Consider the following 23,133-nt stretch of genomic DNA (forward strand, 5'->3'; position numbering starts at 1 on the left):
CCCTTTAAGATTCGATTGACATCCAATAATTAAACAACTTTTGCTTCTGTGTGAAGTAGATTTACCAGTTCTTTTGCTTGTGCAGAAAGGTCACCCTCTAAAATACGACCTGCTGCTTTTTGAGCTGGTAAGAAGATGTCAACTGTTTCAATCTTCACTTCTACATCATCTTCATCGATATCTAAATCATCTAACTCAAGCTCTGCAAGCGGTTTCTTTTTCGCTTTCATAATACCTGGTAGAGATGGGTAACGAGGCTCATTTAAACCTTGCTGAGCAGTTACTAATAACGGTAAAGAAGTTTCAATTACCTCTGAATCTCCTTCAATATCACGAACAATTTTCGCAGTTGTTCCGTCAATTTCAAGTTTCGTAATCGTTGTTACATAATTTATATCCAATAAATCAGCAACACGTGGACCAACTTGCCCTGAACCACCATCAATCGCAACATTTCCTGTTAAAATTAAATCTGCATCTTTATCTTTTAAGTATTCTGCTAGTAGATAAGCTGCTGCATTTTGGTCCAGCTCATCTAAATCATCTTCTGTATTAATAAGCACTGCTTCGTCTGCTCCCATAGCAAGTGCTGTACGTAATTGCTTCTCTGCATCCTCGCCACCAATTGTCACTACTGTTACTTTCCCACCAGCAGCATCGCGAACTTGGATCGCCTCTTCAATGGCATATTCATCGTAAGGGTTGATAATGAATTCTGCGCCATCCTCTTGGATTTTACCACCCGACACAACGATTTTTTCTTCTGTATCAAACGTACGTTTAATTAATGCAAAAATGTTCATATATCCATACCTCCTGGAACGTTTTATAATTCTAAGTAAACTTATAAATATTATATATTTTCAGTTTCGATAACGCCGATAACATACTGAACGTTGCTATCGACATTTGGAAAATTATTTGCCAGTAAACACAGGCTCACGCTTTTCAATGAATGCTTGAATTCCCTCTTTGGCATCTTCTGTAACAAATACTGTTCCAAACGATTTCGCCTCTGCTTCAATGCCTTCATAGAATGATGCATGTTTTGCATATTGCAATGTTTGAATAGCCGCTTTTAAAGCGATTGGACTTTTCTTAGCAATGCCCTTAGCGATTTTTAACGTTTCTTCTAGCAGTGCTTCATCTGAGAATGCACGGTTCGCTAAGCCCCACTGAACAGCTTCGGTACCAGAGATTGGTTCACTTGTAAACATCATTTCAGCAGCCTTTGCTACACCAACATAGCGTGGTAAACGCTGTGTACCACCAAAACCAGGAATAAGCCCTAATTGTAATTCAGGTAAACCAAGTTTTGCAGATTCAGTGACATATCGCATATGACAGCTCATCGCTAACTCTAGGCCTCCGCCTAATGCCGCACCATGGATAGCTGCAATGACAGGCTTAGAAAACGATTCAACACGCTCAAAAACCTGTTGCCCGTTGCTAGCTAGCTTTGTAAATTCCTCTCCAGATTCTACCCCAATAAATTCTTTAATATCTGCCCCTGCAGAGAAGAAACGGCCTTCACCATGAAGTACAAGGACTCTTACAGCATCATCGTGTTCTACAGCATCTAGTACAGCGTTAACTTCTGCAATAATACCGCGAGATAATGCATTTGCTGGTGGACGTGCAATTGTAATAATCGCTACTCCATCTTCTACTTTCCAACTTAGAAATTCCATTTCTCCACATCCTTTTAAGCTTTAATGCCGTTCAGGATTAACGCCTGAACCTTTGGAACCTGTTCCATCAAATCATATCGATAGTCATTCATAACCCACGACGTAATAGTTTCATCAATTGTTCCAAAAACCATTTGTCGTGCCAAGCGTACATCCATCGTCTGATTGAACTCACCTGTAAGCATACCCTCGATTAAAATTTGATCAAGTAGCTGTAAATACTCACGCAATACTGAATTAATTTTTAATCGTAAGTCTTTGTTTGACTGGCGAAGCTCTAATTGTGTGACAGTTGCTAGGTATCGATCTGTCGCTAGAACATTAAAATGATTTTCTATCATTCGTGAAAGTTTGTCTTTAGACGTACTCCCATTTTCTATTATATCTTGTAATGACTCTACAAAAACAGCCATTTTTTCATTAAAGACAGAAATTAATATATCTTCTTTATTTTTAAAATATAAATAGATTGTTCCATCGGCCACCCCTGCCTGTTTGGCGATTTTCGATACTTGCGCTTGGTGATACCCATTCTCCGCAATAACGATGACAGCTGCATCAATAATTTGTTTATATTTTGGCTTATCTCGTTTCACTTTTATATCACCACCTAAAAAACATGCGCACGTCGATATGACGTGTGAACCTAAAAAAATATGAAAATATGAATGGTCATTCATTCATATTTTCATATTATATTTTACAGCATTGCTTGTCAATACTTTCACACGTATTTATTTCGCTTCTTTATTCGCTAATTTTGTTTTTTCTTCTTCAACTAACGTACGACGCAAAATTTTTCCTACAGCTGTTTTTGGCAGCTCTTCTCTAAATTCATAATAACGCGGAACTTTAAAAGCTGCTAGATGCTGACGGCAATATTTATTTAATTCGTCCTCAGTAATCGAATATCCTTCTTTTAATACAATATAAGCTTTAACTGTTTCACCACGATACGGATCAGGTATGCCTGCTACTACGCACTCTTGGATCTCTTCACGTTCATATAACACTTCTTCTACTTCACGTGGATAAATATTAAAGCCGCCTGCTATTATTAAATCTTTTTTACGATCTACTACATAGAAGAAGCCTTGCTCATCCATATAACCAAGATCACCTGTTAAAAACCAACCGTCAGCAAATGTCGCAGCTGTATCCTCTGGACGGTTCCAGTAGCCCTTCATTACTTGTGGTCCTTTAACAGCAATTTCACCAACTTCACCAATAGGTAGCTCTTCTGTATCACCTGTACGTAAAATAACCGCTTCTGTATTTGGCCAAGGTAAACCAATCGAGCCAATCACCCGCTTCCCCCAAATTGGCGTAGCATGTGTTACAGGTGAGGTTTCTGTTAACCCATATCCTTCTACTAGCTTTCCACCAGTCACTGCCTCAAACTTCTCTTGCACTTCAATCGGCAATGAAGCAGAGCCACTTAGGCATGCCTTAATGGATGATAAATCATAATTCGCAATGTCTGGGTGATTTAAAAGGCCGATGTATAAGGTTGGTGCGCCGGGGAACAGTGTTGGTTTCTGTTTATCAATCGTTTTTAAAGCCGTCTCTGCATCAAACTTCGGTAAAAGCACCATTCTATTTTGAGTAAATACAGATAAAAGCATAACAGTTGTCATGCCATAGACGTGGAAGAATGGTAGAATGCCCATAATGGTTTCTTCACCATGAACACATTTATACATCCAAGCATCACACATTGTTGTATTGGCAATTAAATTTTTATGTGTCAGCATAACGCCTTTTGGGAAACCTGTTGTCCCACCCGTATATTGAAGGAGTGCTAGGTCTTCTTCAAAATCACATGGCATATTGTCAATTAGCTTAATCGGTGCTGAGCGCATTATTTCTGTAAACAAGTGATTTTGACCGCTATGTTCAACCTTGACACTAAAGCCATACTGCTTTTTTTGAATAAATGGATAGACTAAATTTTTTGGGAATGGTAAATAATCTTTAATAGCTGTCACAATGACATTTTCAAGTGCTGTCTCTTTCATAATTTTCATGACTCTTGGATATAAAATATCCATTACGAGAATAACCTTTGCTCCTGAATCAGCCATTTGATATTGAAGCTCACGTTCAGTATAAAGTGGATTTGTTTGTACTACAACAGCACCTGCATACATGGCACCATAGTAAGCGATTACACTTTGTGGCGTGTTTGGCAGCATAATGGCTACTCGATCTCCCTTTTCCACACCTAGTGTTTGTAAATAGTTTGCGAACCTTAAAGCTGACTCATATAGCTCGGTGTACGTCAAATCCTTTCCCATAAAATGAATCGCTACTTTGGATGGATTCTTTTTATAGGCACGTGTCAAAAACTCTTGCACTGGAATTTCCTCAAACGTTAAAGACGATGGTACTTCTTCAGGATAATTTGCTAGCCATGGTTTTGCTGTCATACGTCCTCTCCCCTTTGTCCCAAACTTTGTCAATTCTTATATTTATTATAATGAAAAAGAAATACAGTTTCAAACAGAAAATAGAAAATAAATGCATTTTCGATTAATTATTATGCATTTTACAACATTAATATGATTGGTATTTATCGGGATTTGTTTGAATAGACCTTATGAATACTCATTCATTCTTGACTTACTCCATAAAAAAATGATCAGCATATTCCTATATTATAAAAATAATTTGTTCAACCCTTTAATAGCGTTATATGAGAGAAAATTAATAGGTTGTAGTAGAATTTTATGCGATGTTTAATAAATAAAAAACGCATCCTCATAAAGAGAATGCGTTTTTTTAAACCGTTAACATATAGTAGACACCTACTGCCAAAAATGCAATACAGACAACGATTAGTACTTTTGCTAATTTTTCCATGTCATGACACTCCTATGCAATACTTGCCCCAATTACAAACGAAAGACCGACTGAAATGGTAAAGGAAATGAAACCAACTGAGCGATTATCATTGGCAATCTCTTGATCAACGTTAAAGCGAGGTGTCATAAATTCAAATAAGAAATACGCTACAATTAATAATGTAAAGCCAAAAAGGCCCCAGCCGATCATTTCACTTAATGTGCTATGACGTGCAATGGAAAAGCGGAAGATATTACAAATCCCTAGTATTTTCCCCCCCGTTGCAAGAGCCACAGCGACATTGCCTTTTTTAATTTCTTCCCAATTTTTATATTTCGTAACGACTTCGAACAATGCCATCGAGACGACTAAACATAATACTACAACACTAAAATATCCTGCCGTTTCGATAATTGGATATCGCCAAAAGCCAGAATTCAGCATTTTTCTCCGTCCCCTTTATAGCTTATTTCAATTCAACAACTGTGACGCCTAAGCCCCCTTCGCCGGCTTCACCAAAACGGAAGGATTTTACGCGCTTATGCTTTTTCAAATAGCTTTGAATACCTTGACGTAACGCCCCTGTACCAACTCCATGAATAATGGATACACGACCATAATTAGAGAGTAATGCATCATCAATATATTTCTCTGTTCTTACGATTGCATCCTCATAGCGTTCACCACGTAAATCTAATTCTAATTTCACATGACTATTTCTATTTTTCACACCAGCTGTTCGTAATACAGGCTCTTTTTCAGGTTTAATATACTCCAAATCACTATCTGAGATTTTCATTTTTAAAATCCCCATTTGGACAACCCATTCGGTATTCGACACCTTTTCTAACAAAGTACCTCGTTGACCATAGCTTAACACCTTTACCTCGTCTCCGACAACTAAGTTTTGTGCCCGAGCTTTAACTTGCGCCGCCTTTTTTAACACTTTATTGTCTTCAAGTGGTGTTGCTTCATCCAAGCGTTTACGTGCTTCAATCAATTCATGCTCCTTGACAACTTGATCCGCATTTTTACGCATTTCTCGAAGCTCCGCAATAATCGCTTCTGCTTCACGTTTCGCTTCATCAACAATTTTACGCGCCTTTTCCTTCGCCTTCTTATCAAGCGCCTCTTTGCGCTCCTCATAGGCTTGCAATTTATCTTGAAGCTCTTTACGCAATGTCTCTGATTCTAATAGTAATGCATGCGAACGCTCTGCATCATCTTCGGATTGGCGACGTGTTTCTTCCAATGAGGCAATCATCGATTCAACCTCATGTCGATCGGTTCCAGTAAAGCCTTTAGCACGATCAATAATGGATTCAGGTAAACCGAGACGACTGGAAATTTCAAATGCATTTGAGCGCCCAGGCACACCGATAAGTAGACGGTAGGTCGGGCTCAAAGTTTCAATATCAAATTCTACACTGGCATTGGCTACACCTGGTCGATTATAGCCATAAGCTTTTAGCTCAGGATAGTGAGTTGTAGCCATTACACGAGCACCGCGCCCATGTACTTCGTCTAAGATTGAGATGGCTAAGGCTGCCCCTTCCTGTGGATCAGTACCTGCCCCTAACTCATCAAAAAGAACAAGTGATTCGTGATCAAATTTTTGTAGGATGTCTACAATATTGACCATATGGGACGAAAACGTAGAAAGTGACTGCTCAATTGATTGCTCATCACCAATATCGGCAAATAATTGCTCAAATACAGCAAGTTCTGAGCCATCTAATGCTGGCACTGGTAATCCTGCTTGCGCCATTAATGTACACAAGCCAACCGTTTTTAATGTCACCGTTTTACCACCTGTATTCGGACCTGTAATGACAATAGCTGTAATATCTTTACCAAATTCAATATCATTGGGAATAGCTGATTCTATAGGTAACAGTGGATGACGCGCACGTATTAGTCGGATATAGCCATTCTGATTCATTTTAGGCATTGTACATTTATTGGCTTGGCCATATTTGCCCTTTGCTAAAATGACATCGATATCACCTAATACCTTCACTAAGTTAAATAAATCTGATGCTACTTCTTGCACCATTGCACTTAATGCTAGTAAAATACGTTCAATTTCTGCCTGCTCTTTCATTTTCAAGCGATGTATTTCATTGTTTGCTTGGACAACAGAATCTGGCTCAATGAATAAGGTTTGACCAGAAGAAGATTGGTCATGGACAATCCCGCCATAATGGTGACGGTATTCTTGCTTTACAGGAATAACAAAGCGATCATTACGAATTGTCACAAGTGTATCCGAAAGCATTTTTGATGCATTACTTCCACGAATTAGACTTTCCAGCTTAGAGCGAACTTTCCCTTCTTCAGCACGCAAAGATTGGCGAATAGAGCGCAATGTTTGACTAGCAGAATCTAAGACAGCTCCATTGTCGTCAATACAGTTATTGATTTCATGTTGCAGCCCTGTTAAGACAGGCATTGCTTCCTTTTTGGAGATGAAATGAGGAATAGCAATCACTTCATCGGCTTCTAAATCTTCAATAAAATTGCGCAAAATTCGGCTTGCTCGAATCGTGCTCGAAATTTCCATTAGTTCTACTGCTGCTAACATGCCTCCTATTTGAGCACGTCTGGCAGAGGGACGGACATCGAAAATGCCTCCCATTGGTACATTACCTTTCACACGCAAAATGGATAATCCTTCATCCATTTCCTCTAATAATTGTACTACTTTATCAAAATCTGTTTGTGGCACAAGCTCCTCAATGGCAGATTTACCAATGGAGGAAGTACAATAGGAAGCCACTTGTTGCCTAACTTTATCGTATTCTAGTGTTTTCAATGCGCGATCTGCTATCACTGAGAACACCTCCTCAGCCTATTTATTTCGTCGTATGAACGCTTCAAACTGTTCACGCGTCCATGTATTCACAATCATATCTTTCGGTAACCATGCTCTATTTGCATAGCGAACACCAATATCCATAAAACGTAAATGCGTAATATCATGAGCATCTGTGTTGATGGCTACCGGCACACCTGCAGCGCAGGCCATTTCTAAATGTTCTACACATAAATCGAGACGATACGGATTTGCATTTAACTCTAAAATTTTACCATATTCCTTGGCCCAGGCAATTAACTGTTTCATATCAGGATTATAACCATCACGGTCTTCAATAATTCGACCAGTCGGATGGGCAATCATATGAACATAGGGATTTTGCATTGCTATTAGTAAACGTGCCATAATTTTATCTTGTGATTGTGTAAAACTAGAATGAATGGAAGCAATAACAAAATCGAGCTCTTTTAACACCTGATCTTCGAAATCAAGGGAACCGTCTGGTAAAATATCCATCTCCGTCCCTTTAAACAAATGAAAATCTGGATGTGCCGCATTAAACGCCTCAATTTCTCCACGCTGCTTTTCTAAGCGCTCTGGCGTTAATCCATTTGCTACTTTTAGGAATTGCGAATGGTCTGTAATAACGCTATATTGATAGCCCCGTGCTAGTAACGCCTCGCCCATTTCTGCAACAGAGTATGCACCATCCGACCAAGTCGTATGCATATGCAAATCAGCTTTAATATCCTCTAGTCGAACTAATTTTTGAATTATATTTGTTTTATCAAATTCTGTTGCTCCAGTACGCAAGCTTGGTGGAATCCAAGGTAGATTAAAATGAGCAAAAAATGCCGCTTCATCTTGAAACGTTAAAACAGTACCATCTTCTTGTTCCACACCATATTCACTTATTTTTTCACCACGGGCTTTGGCAATTTGCCGCATACGAACATTATGATCTTTTGAACCTGTGAAATGATGCAACGCAGTCGCATATTCATTGTCCTTCACTAAACGAAAATCAACGCTAACTGGTTCATCTAAGTCTAAAATCACCGAAATTTTTGTATCCCCCGCCGCCACTACTTCTTGAATGGCCAAGCTATTTAACAACTTTTCTCGTACTTCCTCAACTGCTTCTGTCACAACAATAAAATCAATATCTTTGCTAGTTTCTAACGCTCGACGGAAACTCCCAGCAACTGAAAACCGGTCTACTTCCTTCATACTACCTAGAAGCGCCTCAATTTGTAAAACCACAGGCTCAAGCTGCCAAATTGGTAGTCGTTCTGAACGATTTGCTAAATTGGCTAGCTCCTTTAAAATCTTCTCCTCCGTTTTTACAGCAAACCCAGCTAATTCACGTACTTTCCCTGCCTCACAAGCAGCCTTCAAGCTTTCGGCAGAGTCAATACCAAGCTCTTGGTGTAGTTTCGCAATTTTTTTTCCTCCCAAACCAGGTAATTTTAGCAATGGCAGTAACCCTTTAGGTACAATCTCTTCTAGCTCCTTTAACAAACTCGATTCACCTGTTGCCATTAAGTCCTCTATTACAGCCGCAGTACCCTTGCCAATCCCTTTGAGTTTTGTTACATCATCCATTTCGCTTAATGAACGCTCGTCCCCCTCTAGTGCTGCCGCTGCCTTTCGAAAGGCTGATACCTTGAATGGATTTTCTCCCTGTAGTTCCATATATAAAGCAATTTTTTCGAGTGTGCGAATAATTGTTTTTTTATTCATTGGTAATTCCTCCTATCGTAAAAACACTTCCCTCAAGACAGAGAGAAGTGCACAGTTACTATTGCATATAAATATACCACCAGTTTTGGAACATCTTTGTAATAATCGGTGTATGCTCCAACATCAGACCACTTAACAATGACTTCGACATTAAATTTTGTATGGCATCTATTGGTAATAAGGCGCACACATATAGCAAAATAAACATAATTAAATAGTTTTCAATCATGCCAAGTAACGCCCCAAGCCAACGATTCACTGTATTTAGTACAGGCAAATAAGCGATAAAATCAAATATCGATGCCACGATTTGCAACGTTATTTTTACTGCAAAGAAAATAACAGCAAAGGCAATTACCCGATAAAAGGTACGGTCTAAATCTAGACTATCAATGACAACGCCAAGGCTACCTGTGTCAGTGACGCCTGGATATGGAACCCAAAATACAAATTTTTGTGCTAATGGCTTATAATAAATATACGCAACAATTAGGGCTACTACAAAGCTGACAATATGCATCATCTGTACAATAAAACCTCGTTTTGCACCGACGCCTATACCAGCTAACAGTACCACTAATATGATTAAATCTAACATTCTCTTCAACCCTTTAACTTTTTCAATTCTTCTTCTAATTGCTCCATTCGTTCTTTTAATAGTAAATAATCATGAACTGTATTTACTGCTGTCAGAACAGCAAGTTTTGTGCTATCAAGTGAGGGATTATGTACGTTCATCTCGCGCATACGGTCATCAACAATCGAAGCAACAAGTCGCATATGGCCAATGGATTCAGAGCCGACCATTTTGTATGTATGACCATATATTTCAACAGAAATTTTATTCTTTTCTTGTTTTTCCATAGTCGCACCCTCCTATAAATTCGATGCACACATGATTTTAGAGGCATGTGAGCACCATCACACAAAAAAGCTATTTATTATCATACCATGAAAGGTATAAAATTGTGAACAATGAGGACAGAAAGGAACGATTAAATGGCAAATATTGTGCTTTCCATTTCAACAAATATTCAAAAAGAGGTGATGGCTTACTATGGACCGCACTTTATAGAACGAAAGGCTCCAGGAGTCATTTTTGCGGCAAAACTACCAGATACAGCCATAACTATGTATAAATCAGGAAAATTAATGTTCCAGGGGGGCGGTGCTGAACGCGAGGCGGCGCGCTGGGGAACTATTGAAAAAGCTGCTACTCCACCCTCCTCTATCGGGGCAAAAGGGGATGTACTGCCTAACAATTTCGCAACAATGTCTGTCTTAGGCTCAGATGAAACAGGCACAGGTGATTATTTCGGTCCAATAACAGTAGCGGCAGTATATGTGCCTACCTCCAAAATTGAACTCATAAATGAGCTTGGCGTAAAAGATTCAAAAATGCTAACAGATGATTATATGCGAAAAATTGCGCCTGATTTACGTGCAGCCTGTGTTCATAGTGTTCTCGTCTTACGCAATGAGAAATATAACAACTTACAAGCGAAGGGCTATTCTCAAGGTAAAATGAAAGCCATGATGCATAATAAGGCCCTACAAAACACCCTGTCTAAATTGGCACCTGAAAAACCTGAATTTATTTTAATTGACCAGTTTGCAGAACGTGGTGTCTATTATAATTATTTAAAAAGTGAACGTGAACTAGTACAAGAAAATGTCTACTTTTCTACTAAAGCAGAACAATTACATGTAGCTGTGGCTACAGCATCTATTTTAGCTCGTGCTGCCTTTTTAAAGGAAATGGACCGTTTGAGTGATATTGCAGGGCTTACATTAATGAAGGGCGCCTCTAACAAGGTAGATGTGCAAGCAGCCCGAATCTGGCGTAATCAAGGAGAAGAATTTCTACGCTCCATTACAAAATGGCATTTCGCCAACACCGATAAAGCACGCAAGATGAAGTAAATCGTAATACTGGTTGCTTAAAAAAGATTTTTTGGGGTTCCTAAGGAGCGTGAGCGCGCTTTAGGAACCTTTTTAAGCGGTTTTATATTTGGGGGAGCGCTTCTGGCACCTTTTGGAGCGCTTTCCTATTTGGGATGAGCGCTTCTAACACCTTTTGGAGCGCTTTCCTACTTGGGATGAGCGCTTCTAACACCTTTTGGAGCGCTTTCCTACTTGGGATGAGCGCTTCTAGCACCTTTGGGAGCAGATCTCCAATTAGATAAACCGCTTCTAGTATTCTTATAAAGGTCATAAAAAAATTTGATAATCTCTTGATCTTTTTAATTCCGATTCCCGATAACAACTAGCCATTAGCATTCTTTTTATTGTATGGCGATTGTTTAACTGTAAAAAATGCTGGGCTTGTGCATTCGTAATCTTTTTATTGATGAGCATCCCATAATCTTGCAGAGCAGATAAATGTGCCTTTTTACTCGTATAATGACAGCTGGAACAGGTCCAATTCATCTTAAGCCAATGCATCTGTCCAAATTCGCATTTTGGACAGATAACGCCTGTTTGAATCGCATCAACCTCTATCCCATAGTATCGACTTAGAGGAAACCTCTCATACGGTTTGTTGTGTTGCACAAGTAATGCACTAATATATTGACAATCTATAGTTTTTGTCTTCATTGGACGTTGTTGCAAAAAGCTCGTTAACTCTCTTGCCATCAATACTGGAAATAATCCATCTTCATAATTGATTCGTGCATTATTAAAAGGAAAAACAATGATACCGTTGACAGGTACTTCAATTTGATGTTGCTTGAAAAATCCCTTTAAATTATATACATATTCCTCGAGCTGCGCTTCAGGATGATGAAATACACGCTGTTCACCTGTTTCAAGAGTCCGAATCATTTGACGTGGTCGATTTTTTAATTCTACTTCTCCTCGAATATTCTTACTTTCAATAATTATTACTTCATATTGTGTTATCACCACAACATCTAACTGTAATGAGTATGGATGCTGAAAAGTGATATTATGTAAAACTTGAAAATTCTTCGTAAAAGTTAATTTCTCCAGTTGTTTCATAATAAATTTTTCACCGTATTCGCCTGCTTCCGCCTGTAATAACTCCCTCTTCATTTGATCAAGAGATGGATGATTTGGTATGAGTCTTCTCACTAAAGCTCGCAAACCTAATGTCATTTTCGCTTCCTCATATGGTTTAATAAACATTTCATCACTCCTTTTTCAAATGACTATAGCAAGGAAAATTATCCATTCCTAGACTATTTACGAAACTAATTATTTGATCAACTTTGCCGCACTAAATTTAGTTTTTTAATAATTTTTGTGAATATCTTTCAGTCTATATTTTTTTAGTAGATTCGATTCTGGTAGAATTGTCTAATCTCTATGACTGTATTATTCCTTTTTGTAGTTCCCCATATGAGCACTTTCCTTATTTTTTTGGATCACTCCACACTTTCTTTTGAGCAGATTCTTCACCTTTTAGATCATCATCTTCACCATTCTCAAACAAAAAAAGACTGCCTCATTAGACAGTCTTTTTTCATATATTAGCGTACTTCTGTGCCTGCAATCGTAGCAATGGCTTTTAACACTTTGTTATGTGCAGCCACTACTTCTTCGTCCGTTAAAGTACGTTCTGGATCAAAGTATGTGAGAGAGAAGGCAACCGATTTTTTACCTGGTTCCATTTTCTCCCCTTCGTAAACATCGAATACGCGAATATCTTTTAATAATTTCACACCCGCTGTATCGATAGCTTCCATTACTTCGCCCGCTGTTGTAGTACGGTCCATAATAAGTGCGATATCACGAGACATAGCTGGGAAACGAGGTACTGGTGTGTAAGCAAGTGGTGCTTCTTGTGCCGTTGCATTTAATAGCGCCACTAAATTCATTTCCATCACATACGTATCTTTTACACCCCATGCTTTTTGTTCAGCAGGGTGAAGTCCACCGATAATGCCGACTTGCTCGCCATCTAATAAAATGCTAGCCGTACGTCCTGGATGTAAGCCATCCACTTGGGATTTCACAAATGTCATGCGATTTTCTAAGCCAAGTTTGCCAATGACACCTTCGACGATACCTTTTAGCACAAAGAAATCTACGGCTTTTTTCTCGCCTTGCCAAGCATGGTCTAGCCATTTGCCAGTTAGTACAGCTGCCACATGCTCTTCCTCATATGGTTGCCCCTCATCTGATTGACCAAGGAATACGGAACCAATTTCATATAAAGCCACGCCTTCAGCTTGACGAGCAACATTATATGCGGCTGCTTCGATTAAATGAGGAATAAGGCTTTGACGTAATGTAGAACGCTCCTCACTCATTGGCATAAGTAAACGAGTTACTGGCTCTGCTTTTAAGGCAAAGCGTTGTGACAATGCATCTGATGTTAATGAATATGTCACTGCTTGATACAAACCAGCACCTTCCATGTAATGACGAACAACACGGCGATTTGCCTGGTAAGGTGATAAATTACCTACTTGTGTTGCACCTTCTGGTAATGTCATTGGGATTTCATCATAACCGTAAAGACGTGCAATTTCCTCCACGATATCCTCTTCAATTTTAATATCTTGACGGCGTGTTGGTGCATCGATGATTAATAAACCATTTGCTGCCTCTACACCAAATTTTAAACGCTCTAAAATAGAAAGCATATCTTCTAATGCAATCTTCATACCTAAGCGCTCATTAATAAAATCTGGGGAAACGACTACTCGCGCTGGTGTTTTATCTAACTCATCTACTAAACATGTACCTTCTAATACTTCACCGCCTGCTAATTCAGCAAGTAGAGCGGCAGCACGTTCAGCAGCTGGTAAGACACGATTTGGGTCTACCCCTTTTTCGAAACGTGCGGATGCATCTGAACGTAGGCCAAGATGACGAGACGTTTGACGAACTGTTAAACCATCAAAATAGGCTGACTCAATGACAACAGTCGTTGTTGAATCTGTTACCTCTGAATTAGCACCACCCATTACACCAGCAATTGCTACTGGCTCTTTGCCATTTGTAATGACTAAATCTGAAGCTTTTAATGTACGTTCTTGATCATCTAATGTTGTAATTTTTTCACCTTCTGTTGCTTTACGAACAACGATTTCACCTGTTGCTAGGCTATCATAGTCAAAAGCATGTAGAGGTTGACCATATTCCATTAATACATAGTTCGTTACATCTACCACATTATTGTGTGGACGGACTCCTGCAGCCATTAAACGATTTTGAAGCCACATTGGTGATTCACCGATTTTTACGTTTTTCACTACTTTTGCCACATACATAGGATTTGCTTGTAAATCTTTTACATGAAGCTTCAGGTAATCCTGTGCTTTTTCACTAGCAGTTTGATAGGAAATTTCTGGATATTTAATTTCCTCTGAAAGAATAGCACCTACTTCATAGGCTACACCAAGCATTGAAAGAGCATCTGAGCGGTTTGGTGTTAAACCTAACTCCAATACGGTATCACGTAAGCCCAATATAGCCAGTGCATCTGAGCCTACTTCTGCATCTGCTGGTAGGACGAAAATACCTTCTGAGTATGCCTTAGGCACAAGCTTTCCTTCGATTCCAAGCTCTTGTAAGGAACAAATCATTCCGTTCGATTCATGGCCGCGAAGTTTTGCTTTTTTAATTTTAATGCCACCTGGTAAATGTGCACCTGGTCGAGCAACAATGACTTTTTGGCCAGCATCAACATTTGGTGCACCACAAATAATTTGTTGAGGCTCTGCTTCGCCAACGTCAACTTGGCAAATATTTAACTTATCGGCCTCTGGATGTTTCTCCTTAGAGACTACATAACCAACCACAACTTTATCCATAGCATTAGCACGATCAATTACTGCATCTACTTCGATCCCAGAGCGTGTAATTTTTTCTGCTAATAGCTCAGGTGCTAAGTCCTGTGTATTGATATAATCTTTTAACCATTCTAATGATACTAACATGTTTTATCCCCCTTACGCTTCTGTTCGCTCGAATTGTGATAAGAAGCGAGTGTCACTTGTATAGAAATGACGAATATCGTCAACACCATATTTCAACATCGCAATACGTTCTGCACCAATACCAAATGCAAATCCAGAAACTTTCTTTGGATCATAGCCAGCCATTTCTAATACGTTTGGATGCACCATACCTGCTCCTAGAATCTCAATCCAGCCTGTGCCCTTACATACGTTACAGCCTGCTCCGCCACACTTGAAACAAGAGATATCCATTTCTACTGATGGCTCAGTAAACGGGAAGAAGCTCGGACGCAGTCGAATTTCGCGGTCTGCACCAAACATTTTTTTCGCTAAAGTATCTAATGTTCCTTTGAGGTCACTCATGCGAATGTTTTCGCCAATGACTAAACCTTCAATTTGCATAAACTGATGTGAATGTGTTGCATCATCATTATCACGACGGAATACTTTACCAGGACAAATTATGCGAATCGATTCGCCTTTTTTGGCTTCCATAGTACGAGCCTGCACTGGTGAAGTATGCGTACGTAATAATATTTCCTCGGAAATATAGAACGAATCTTGCATATCACGAGCAGGATGTCCTTTTGGTAAATTTAGTGCTTCAAAATTATAGTAATCCTTCTCAACTTCTGGGCCTTCAGCAATTTCATAGCCCATTCCGATAAATAAATCTTCAATTTCTTCAATGACACGAGTTAAAGGGTGACGGTTCCCCACTTTAATTTCACGACCTGGTAAAGTGACATCAATCGACTCACTTGCTAATTTTTCAGCAATAGCTGCCTCTTCCAACACGGTTATCTTTGTTTCTAATACCGCCGTTACGTTTTCACGAACATTATTCACTAAAGCACCCATTTTCGGACGTTCTTCAGCTGATAATTTCCCCATCCCTTTTAGTAAATCTGTGATAGGTCCTTTTTTTCCTAAGTACGCAACACGTACTTCATTCAATTCTTTTAAATTTGCAGCTGCTTCAATTTTAGCAAGTGCTTCTTGCTCTAATTGTTTTAATTGCTCTTCCATGTTAAAACCTCCTTAGAAAATAAATGCCTGCATTTTAGGCATAAAAAAACTCGCCCCTAAAAAGGGACGAGGACATTTTCGCGGTACCACCCTAGTTATTGCAAGACAAATCCTTACAATCACTTCATTAACATAACGACTTGATAAAGCCGGCTTACCTTTACAGCATCACACTGGTCCCGGTAGCTGCTCGCGAGCTGAATTCAAAACTGCATTGGTACGGCGCTGGCTCTCAATCTGTGGCCGACGCTCCCTGTTGTCCATTCACAATCTTTACTACTTCTCGGTCAAAGCATTTATTATTTAAACATACATTTTAGAATAAATTATACAATAATGGACTGTGGCAAATCAAGAGACAACTGCCTCAATCCCATAAAGTTCTGTCAATTACTTAGCAAAGCCATATAAAACAATACCTGTTGCTACTGCTACATTTAATGATTCAGCCTGTCCAAAAAGAGGAATGATCATATTTTGATCTGTCATTGCTAATAACTGAGGCTGAATGCCACTTCCTTCATTCCCCATGATAATCGCAAATGCACCTGTATGCTGAATATCGCTATACGGCACCGCCTCCTCATCCAAGGCAGTACCAAATACTGGTACACCTTGATCCTGTAGTAAATCAATCCATTCTGCTAAATCTCCACGCACTACTGGAATATGGAAATGTGAGCCTTGAGCAGCACGTAGTGTTTTAGGATTATAAATATCCGCACTGCCTTTTCCTAAAATTACAGCATCTAAACCTGCTGCATCCGCTGTACGAATCATTGTTCCGATGTTTCCAGGATCTTGGACAGCATCAATTAATAACACTTTTCTCCAAGTGGTCATCACATTATCCTCTAAGACTGGCTGTTTACATACAGCAAAAACACCTTGAGAGGTTTCTGTCTCTGCAAATTCCTTTGCTACCGCAGTCGATACCTCTACAATAGCTACATCATCAATTGGCCATAACATTGGCAAATCGATACCTTCACGCACTATAATTTGTAATACTTGGTTTTTATTTTTTAATGCTTCTTCAACAAGATGAAAGCCCTCTACTAGGAATTCACCCGAACGTTCACGCTCTTTTCTTGTTGTCGCTAACTTTTTCCAATATTTCACTAACGCATTTTGCGTAGATTCAATTCTCTTCATCGCTACCTCTTACCGCCTTTTTCCTATATATTGACCACTATTATACCCTACGAAATGGCAAATTTCATAGCTAAGTAAGAAAACTGTTATTTTCCTGTGGTGGCAAGTGGCGTACAACTTAAACATGCTATAATCATACACATCTAATGAAGACACAAAGTGAGGTATATAATGAAAAAAACAATACATGTAGTAGGGGCTATTATTGAAAATGAGCAACAAGAAATTTTCTGTGCTTTAAGAAATCCCCAAATGGTATTAGCAAACTATTGGGAATTCCCTGGCGGTAAAATAGAGCAGGGTGAAACACCTGAACAGGCACTTTATCGAGAAATCCTTGAGGAATTTAACTGTCTGATTCAAGTAGGTAAACTAATGGCTGTAACACTCCATGAATACGAACAATTTTTTGTTCATTTAGAAACATACAAAGCTTCAATTATAAAAGGCACACCCCAAATTCTAGAACATGCTGAAGCAAGATGGGTTCCCCGCAACCAATTGCTTGACCTCCCATTTGCCCCAGCAGATCTTCCTTCTATTCAAAAATTAATAGCCGAATTGTAAAGGCTATTCACTTTATCTCATGAAAATGAGTGACTTTGTTTCGTCCATGCGCTTTCGATCCATACAATGCTTTATCTGCTTTTTTTATCAATGTCGTCTCTGTATCTTCTGAAGTTACTGTGGCAATTCCCATACTGATCGTAAGATGACCTGTTGGCCAACCATCCTGCTCCACGGTGTGCCTAATTTTTTCGCCGATTTCTTTTGCAACAGGTATCTCGGTCTCTGGTAAGATGATCATAAACTCCTCCCCACCATAACGAGCGACGATATCTTCCAGACGTACTTGTATTTGTAATAGTTGTGCCAATTGAACGAGGACATCGTCTCCAATTTGATGACCATATGTATCATTGACCTTTTTGAAATGATCGATATCTAAAATGCATAACGAAAAAGGTACTGCTGTCTCATGAAAACGATTAAAATGTTGTTCGAGTTGTTCCTGGAAAAATCTCCTGTTTTTCAAGCCAGTCAGTTTATCAGTCATTGATAATTCTACTAAAGCAGCATTCATTTCCAATAATTTCGCCTGTTGAAGTTCTATTTCTACATGAATTTGCTCCAAATTAGCTAATGCACGATCCTTTTCTTGGTAGGCAGCCTCAAGTAGTTTTTTGGCTGATCGTAATTCCTGTTCATAATCGATGCGCTTTTTCATCTTTACTAAAATACAATCAATGCGCTCTACCATATCCTCATTGTACAATTTAGCATTCATTAAAAACGGAAGAGACATTCCGTCCTTCTGTTTGAGATGAATGAATAATTCCTCTACTTGCCCCTCTAGATTAATCATTGGATAAAAATAAGAATGAAAAATCATCTTATTGGGCGTAGATAGAAGAATTTCTAGATGCCTATGTAATAATTCCTCTTGCTCATAGCCAATCCAATCTACCAGGGTTTGATTGATTTCTGAAATAAGCCCTTCATGTGTGATGGAAAGAAATCCACATGGTGCATTGTTGAGTCGTTTTTCCATTGTTGAAAATCCTTTCATTTTTCCCTACAAAAAATCTGCGATACATTGTATCGTTTCATTTGGGTGACTAATATGTGGGTAATGACCCTTTGCTTCCAGTAATTGTAACGTGCTATTTTTGAGATGCTGATGCAAATAGTCTCCCGCACCAATTGGCACAATACTATCTTCCGAGCATTGGATAATTAACGAAGGAACTGAGACCTTTGGTAATTCACTTCGATGATCAGATAAAAAAGTAACCTCAGCAAATTCTTTTGCAATGATAGGGTCTGCTGCTATAAAGGTTTGCTTCAGTTCCTGTGTTAATGCTGGCTGTTCAGGATTACTCATTGCAATAGGTGCCATATAGCTAGCCCAACCTGTAAAGTTCATTTCCATCATGTCTAATAACTCCGCTATATCACTTCGCTCAAATCCCCCTCGATAACCATCATCATTTAAATAACACGGAGAAGGACCAATCATAATCAATTTCTTAAAATAGTCAGGGTGCTGGATAGATGCGAGCAATCCTATCATGGCACTAATGGAATGCCCTACAAAAATACTCTTTTGTAATGATAGCGTTTCAATAATGTCCAATAAATCTTGTACATAGCCCTGTAACGATTGATATTTTTCTGATGAATAGGCATTTATATCTGAGTTACCTGAGCCTACATAATCGAATAATATAATCTGGTATTTGTCCATAAAAGCAGGCGTAATGAAACGCCACATATTTTGATCACAGCCAAATCCATGTGCAAAAATAAGCGGTTGATCTCCTTGTCCGAGTATTGTTACATTATTACGAACAACAATATTTTCCATCCCAATCAATCCTTTTAGAAATATATGTAATAGTTTTATTGTGACCCCTTAAACAGTATTTATCAAGCTAAAACGTGAAAATCAAAAAGGAGCAGGAGTGCCGCTTCACCTGCCCCTTTCTCCATCTACAGCCACTTTCTAATAGGTGGGATACTCTGCGGAAATTGAAATACATTATACGGATCATATTTTGTTTTCACTTCACGAAGCCTTCTAAAATTACGTCCGTAATAGGCTGTATGCCAGTCCTGAATAAATCGATCCGGAAAATTGACATAATCACCAGCCGTATAAGGTGATAAAGCTCGACGTAAATTTTCTACCCACCTAATATTTTGCTCTTCCTCTTTCGGGTTTTTCCAGGAAGTATTATATTCTTGGGCTATTATCGCATTGCGATAGTAATAGGCAGTATGCTGGGGAGCAATTTCACCGACCGCTCCTCTTAAAGACTGTTGCCAGATCGTTGTATTTAAATTAGGTGCATGGGCTAAAAATTCTTTCATTCGTTGAATCGCCTTATATGGAAACGGTCTCTCCAAAAATGAGCCAGATCTTTTTCGAAGAGCAGGCTGATTGCCACTTGGTAAATCAAAAAATTCTACTGCCTTGATATATGGCACTTCCTTTATCCAAATACTTGTTGGCATGCCTGTCTTCCTAAGAGGGCGAAGCAATTTCTTTAATTCAGCTGCTGTTCCTATGAACTCACCTTGTGCGACTATTTCCCCTACTTCCTTTGTTTTTAGTTCAATCTGTGAGGTTAGACGCTTATCTGTATAGGGAGCCCATTTTTGCCATGCATCAAAGGCCACTTCAAAATCATCCCATCCCCATGTAATAGAGAAAAGTGATACCTCATTAATCGCATGAAGCCTGAATGTCAAAGAAGTAACTATACCAAAATTGCCCCCACCTCCACCACGACTTGCCCAAAACAGATCATGATGTTGTTGCTTATTGGCTCTGATTACCTGAGCACCCTCATGTTCACTAGCAACCACCGTTTCGATTTCTATAAGATTGTCACAAGTTAACCCAAACGGTCGTGATAGCATTCCAATCCCCCCACCAAGTGTCAAACCGACCACCCCAACACTACTTTCTGTACCAGCAGGAATGGTAACACCATGCGCCCATAATGTACGATATACATTTCCCATATTAGCTCCAGCATCAATCCTAGCCGTCATTTCTGAGAGATTTACCGAAATATCGTTCATATCACTTACATCAATAACAAGCCCTTTATTTACTAAAGAAAAATTTTCATAGCTATGACGACCGCTTCGAATTCTGAATGGCTCATTGTTTTCTCTAGCCCATTTTAAGGCATTAACCACATCTTTCGTTTCTTGACAAAACACAATGACACTCGGATATTTGGGATTATTTAAATTATTATTCGTTCTCGCTTGTTCATAATCCAAATCTTCAGGCGTGACGATTCTTCCTGTGAGCTTCGCTTTTTTCAACATCAAGCCCCTTTCTCACAATGATACTTATCCTATGCAACTCATTGAGAAAGAATTTGACATTTCAACTATTTTACTGGACACACACTAAAATACTCTTTTTCACACTTGAAACATATGATGCACTAATAAGATCGTGATGGAGGTGTTCTATGCTTATCCACGTGGTAAGTGCTGGCGAAACACTGTGGCAAATCGCTAATCGTTATGCTGTACCCGTTCAATCTATTAGTCAATTAAATGCATTAGCTACTCCTGATCAATTAGCCATCGGACAATCACTGGTTATCCCTTCTCCTTATACAATTTATACGGTTCAAAAAGGAGATACTTTATGGTCCATCGCACAGAAATTTAGCGTTCCCTTGCAATCTATCATATTAGAAAATCATCTAACAAATCCCGATCAATTAACACCAGGAACGAAATTAATTATTCCACCCATTGTTCATATCGTGCAGCCCGGAGAAACTTTATGGCAAATAGCACAGCGCTATGGTACGACCGTTCAAGCCATTGCTGTAGAAAATAAAATAAACAATCCCGATATGCTTTATGTCGGTTCCCAATTGATGATCCCAAGAAAATTACCAATGATTGAAGTCAATGCTTATTCCTACCAACCTTCAGAAGAAGCTGTAGACTCCATTAATGCTATTGGTCATCTACTGACTTATTTTAGCCCTTTTGCTTATAAAATGAAGGAAGATGGGACATTACAGCCCATTAATGATGAAAATATGATAGCGGCAGCAAAGGCTAAACATATCATCCCTATGTTAACGCTCACTAATTTTACTTCTACAGAAGAAGGCTCTAATTTAGCACATGTCGTCTTGTCCAATGCAGAGTTACGTAAAAAGGTCATGAATAATGTGTTACAGGTGATGCAAGATAAAGGTTATCAAGTATTAAATATTGATTTTGAAAATGTTTTACCTGCTGATCGCGAAAATTTCAATGCCTTTATTCAATTGGCTGTGGATACACTTCATCCAAAGGGCTATTTGGTTTCAACAGCGCTCGCACCTAAAACAAGTGCTTCACAAAAAGGGACATTATATGAGGCACATGATTATGAAGCACATGGGAGAATAGCAGATTTTGTTGTATTAATGACATATGAATGGGGCTATCGTCTCGGCCCCCCACAAGCCATTTCCCCCATTAATGAAATGCGCAGAGTCGTGGAATATGCTTTAACTGAAATACCAGCTGATAAAATTCTATTGGGTTTTGAGCTGTATGCGCGTGATTGGCTCTTACCTCATGTCAAAGGCCAAGAAGCCGAAACGTTTAGCCCGCAGGAAGCGCTCAATAGGGCTATCAAGTACGGGGCAACAATCCAATATGATCCAACTGCACAATCTCCCTTTTATCGATATGTTGATGAGCAAGGAAGGCAGCACGAGGTATGGTTTGAAGATGCGAGAAGCGCACAAGCCAAATTCGATATGACTAAACATTACAATTTACGTGGCATTAGTTATTGGGCATTAGGATTCCCGTTTCCTCAAAATTGGGTTTTATTAAATGATAATTTTTCTGTTAAAAAATCTTAATACTCATTATTATTCGCAATAAACAAAGAGCTATGCGAATTTTTCCTTGTGAAGTGCTATCTGTGATGACGGGATAAAAAGTTCATTTCAAAGCCATATTAATTTATATCAACAGGAAAGGAGCAACTCACATGGGAAGAGACAATAAACAAGGTCAAAGCAATAATAAAGGCTCGTTACCTCAAACGCCAAAAAACCAAAAGATTGCACCAAACAAGGTGAGTGAGGAATTTTCTCAAGAGTTTATGGAGCTAATTAATACAGTCACGCAAAATAAAAATAAGCAGAAAAAATAAGGGGGGCTTCAGTTGGATTTTCAGCGTGCACAAGAAATTGTCGCCTCACCTTTAGAATTTGAAGTGAGCTATAATGGCGTTTCCATCTGGATCGATCAGCTCCACGATGATGAAAAAACAGCGACAGTTCATCTACGCCGTTCTTTAGAAGAGCGATCTGAAGTAGCTATATCCGAATTAAAAGAAGAATATCTCATTCATTAAACAGCAAGAACCTGC

21 protein-coding genes are annotated in these 23,133 nt (G+C 39.0%); 5 read left to right on the forward strand and 16 right to left on the reverse strand.

Features of this window, described 5'->3' with window-relative positions:
• Positions 1–29: 29 nt before the first annotated feature.
• The 9 genes from MHB39_RS16550 to zapA form a co-directional block, all read right to left on the reverse strand.
• Entirely contained in the window at positions 30–803 is a 774-nt protein-coding gene (locus tag MHB39_RS16550; protein WP_016991549.1) for an electron transfer flavoprotein subunit beta/FixA family protein, read from the reverse strand.
• Between the two features lie 114 nt (positions 804–917).
• A complete protein-coding gene (locus MHB39_RS16555) occupies positions 918–1,691 on the reverse strand; it encodes an enoyl-CoA hydratase (protein ID WP_016991550.1) in 774 nt (257 codons plus the stop codon).
• A 14-nt stretch (positions 1,692–1,705) separates the two neighbouring features.
• A complete protein-coding gene (locus MHB39_RS16560; protein WP_309484743.1) occupies positions 1,706–2,326 on the reverse strand; it encodes a TetR/AcrR family transcriptional regulator in 621 nt (206 codons plus the stop codon).
• A 99-nt stretch (positions 2,327–2,425) separates the two neighbouring features.
• Positions 2,426–4,120, reverse strand: coding sequence for an AMP-binding protein (locus MHB39_RS16565; RefSeq protein WP_342544586.1), 1,695 nt, complete (start codon positions 4,118–4,120; stop codon positions 2,426–2,428).
• A 445-nt stretch (positions 4,121–4,565) separates the two neighbouring features.
• Complete coding sequence (locus MHB39_RS16570; RefSeq protein WP_008179180.1) at positions 4,566–4,979, reverse strand: DUF350 domain-containing protein; 414 nt, start codon at positions 4,977–4,979, stop codon at positions 4,566–4,568.
• A gap of 22 nt (positions 4,980–5,001) precedes the next feature.
• On the reverse strand, positions 5,002–7,368 hold the full coding sequence (locus tag MHB39_RS16575) for an endonuclease MutS2 (protein WP_342544587.1): 2,367 nt from the start codon (positions 7,366–7,368) through the stop codon (positions 5,002–5,004).
• Between the two features lie 18 nt (positions 7,369–7,386).
• A complete protein-coding gene (gene polX / locus MHB39_RS16580) occupies positions 7,387–9,096 on the reverse strand; it encodes a DNA polymerase/3'-5' exonuclease PolX (RefSeq protein WP_342544589.1) in 1,710 nt (569 codons plus the stop codon).
• Positions 9,097–9,154: 58 nt separating this feature from the next.
• Complete coding sequence (locus MHB39_RS16585; RefSeq protein WP_016991553.1) at positions 9,155–9,694, reverse strand: CvpA family protein; 540 nt, start codon at positions 9,692–9,694, stop codon at positions 9,155–9,157.
• A 5-nt stretch (positions 9,695–9,699) separates the two neighbouring features.
• Positions 9,700–9,960 (reverse strand): cell division protein ZapA, encoded by a 261-nt coding sequence (gene zapA / locus MHB39_RS16590; RefSeq protein ID WP_016991554.1) that lies wholly within the window; start codon positions 9,958–9,960, stop codon positions 9,700–9,702.
• 135 nt (positions 9,961–10,095) lie between these two features.
• Here zapA and rnhC point away from each other — a divergent pair, with 135 nt between their 5' ends.
• The gene (gene rnhC / locus MHB39_RS16595) at positions 10,096–11,019 is read left to right on the forward strand and encodes a ribonuclease HIII (RefSeq protein WP_342544591.1); all 924 of its coding nucleotides are present in this window, start codon (positions 10,096–10,098) and stop codon (positions 11,017–11,019) included.
• A gap of 288 nt (positions 11,020–11,307) precedes the next feature.
• On the opposite strand, the gene MHB39_RS16600 is transcribed toward rnhC, so the two are convergent.
• The 4 genes from MHB39_RS16600 to MHB39_RS16615 all read right to left on the reverse strand — a co-directional run bounded on the left by MHB39_RS16600 (position 11,308) and on the right by MHB39_RS16615 (position 17,213).
• Positions 11,308–12,246, reverse strand: coding sequence for a nuclease-related domain-containing protein (locus MHB39_RS16600; protein WP_342544592.1), 939 nt, complete (start codon positions 12,244–12,246; stop codon positions 11,308–11,310).
• Positions 12,247–12,590: 344 nt separating this feature from the next.
• Positions 12,591–15,008 carry a phenylalanine--tRNA ligase subunit beta gene (gene pheT, locus MHB39_RS16605; RefSeq protein WP_342544594.1) on the reverse strand — a complete coding sequence of 806 codons (2,418 nt, stop codon included), beginning with the start codon at positions 15,006–15,008 and terminating at the stop codon, positions 12,591–12,593.
• Between the two features lie 12 nt (positions 15,009–15,020).
• On the reverse strand, positions 15,021–16,058 hold the full coding sequence (gene pheS, locus MHB39_RS16610) for a phenylalanine--tRNA ligase subunit alpha (RefSeq protein ID WP_004226385.1): 1,038 nt from the start codon (positions 16,056–16,058) through the stop codon (positions 15,021–15,023).
• 390 nt (positions 16,059–16,448) lie between these two features.
• The gene (locus MHB39_RS16615) at positions 16,449–17,213 is read right to left on the reverse strand and encodes an RNA methyltransferase (RefSeq protein WP_016994876.1); all 765 of its coding nucleotides are present in this window, start codon (positions 17,211–17,213) and stop codon (positions 16,449–16,451) included.
• Positions 17,214–17,384: 171 nt separating this feature from the next.
• On the opposite strand from MHB39_RS16615, the gene MHB39_RS16620 reads away from it, so the two are divergent.
• On the forward strand, positions 17,385–17,780 hold the full coding sequence (locus tag MHB39_RS16620; RefSeq protein ID WP_342544597.1) for a (deoxy)nucleoside triphosphate pyrophosphohydrolase: 396 nt from the start codon (positions 17,385–17,387) through the stop codon (positions 17,778–17,780).
• Positions 17,781–17,787: 7 nt separating this feature from the next.
• Here MHB39_RS16620 and MHB39_RS16625 read toward each other — a convergent pair whose 3' ends face one another.
• The 3 genes from MHB39_RS16625 to MHB39_RS16635 all read right to left on the reverse strand — a co-directional run bounded on the left by MHB39_RS16625 (position 17,788) and on the right by MHB39_RS16635 (position 21,056).
• Positions 17,788–18,765 (reverse strand): diguanylate cyclase, encoded by a 978-nt coding sequence (locus tag MHB39_RS16625; RefSeq protein ID WP_342544599.1) that lies wholly within the window; start codon positions 18,763–18,765, stop codon positions 17,788–17,790.
• Between the two features lie 24 nt (positions 18,766–18,789).
• Complete coding sequence (locus MHB39_RS16630) at positions 18,790–19,581, reverse strand: alpha/beta hydrolase (protein WP_342544600.1); 792 nt, start codon at positions 19,579–19,581, stop codon at positions 18,790–18,792.
• Positions 19,582–19,706: 125 nt separating this feature from the next.
• Positions 19,707–21,056, reverse strand: a complete 1,350-nt coding sequence (locus MHB39_RS16635) for an FAD-binding oxidoreductase (RefSeq protein ID WP_342546933.1) — start codon at positions 21,054–21,056, stop codon at positions 19,707–19,709.
• Between the two features lie 152 nt (positions 21,057–21,208).
• Here MHB39_RS16635 and MHB39_RS16640 point away from each other — a divergent pair, with 152 nt between their 5' ends.
• From MHB39_RS16640 to MHB39_RS16650, 3 genes are all read left to right on the forward strand, one after another.
• Positions 21,209–22,618: a LysM peptidoglycan-binding domain-containing protein gene (locus tag MHB39_RS16640; protein ID WP_036078306.1), complete on the forward strand. Its 1,410-nt coding sequence runs from the start codon at positions 21,209–21,211 to the stop codon at positions 22,616–22,618.
• Positions 22,619–22,749: 131 nt separating this feature from the next.
• Positions 22,750–22,914 (forward strand): YfhD family protein, encoded by a 165-nt coding sequence (locus tag MHB39_RS16645; RefSeq protein ID WP_004226371.1) that lies wholly within the window; start codon positions 22,750–22,752, stop codon positions 22,912–22,914.
• A gap of 12 nt (positions 22,915–22,926) precedes the next feature.
• Positions 22,927–23,118: an H-type small acid-soluble spore protein gene (locus MHB39_RS16650; RefSeq protein WP_016994871.1), complete on the forward strand. Its 192-nt coding sequence runs from the start codon at positions 22,927–22,929 to the stop codon at positions 23,116–23,118.
• The last annotated feature ends 15 nt before the right edge of the window (positions 23,119–23,133 follow it).

This window comes from Lysinibacillus sp. FSL K6-4013 (assembly GCF_038630435.1).
GTDB classification, from domain to species: Bacteria; Bacillota; Bacilli; order Bacillales_A; family Planococcaceae; genus Lysinibacillus; species Lysinibacillus boronitolerans.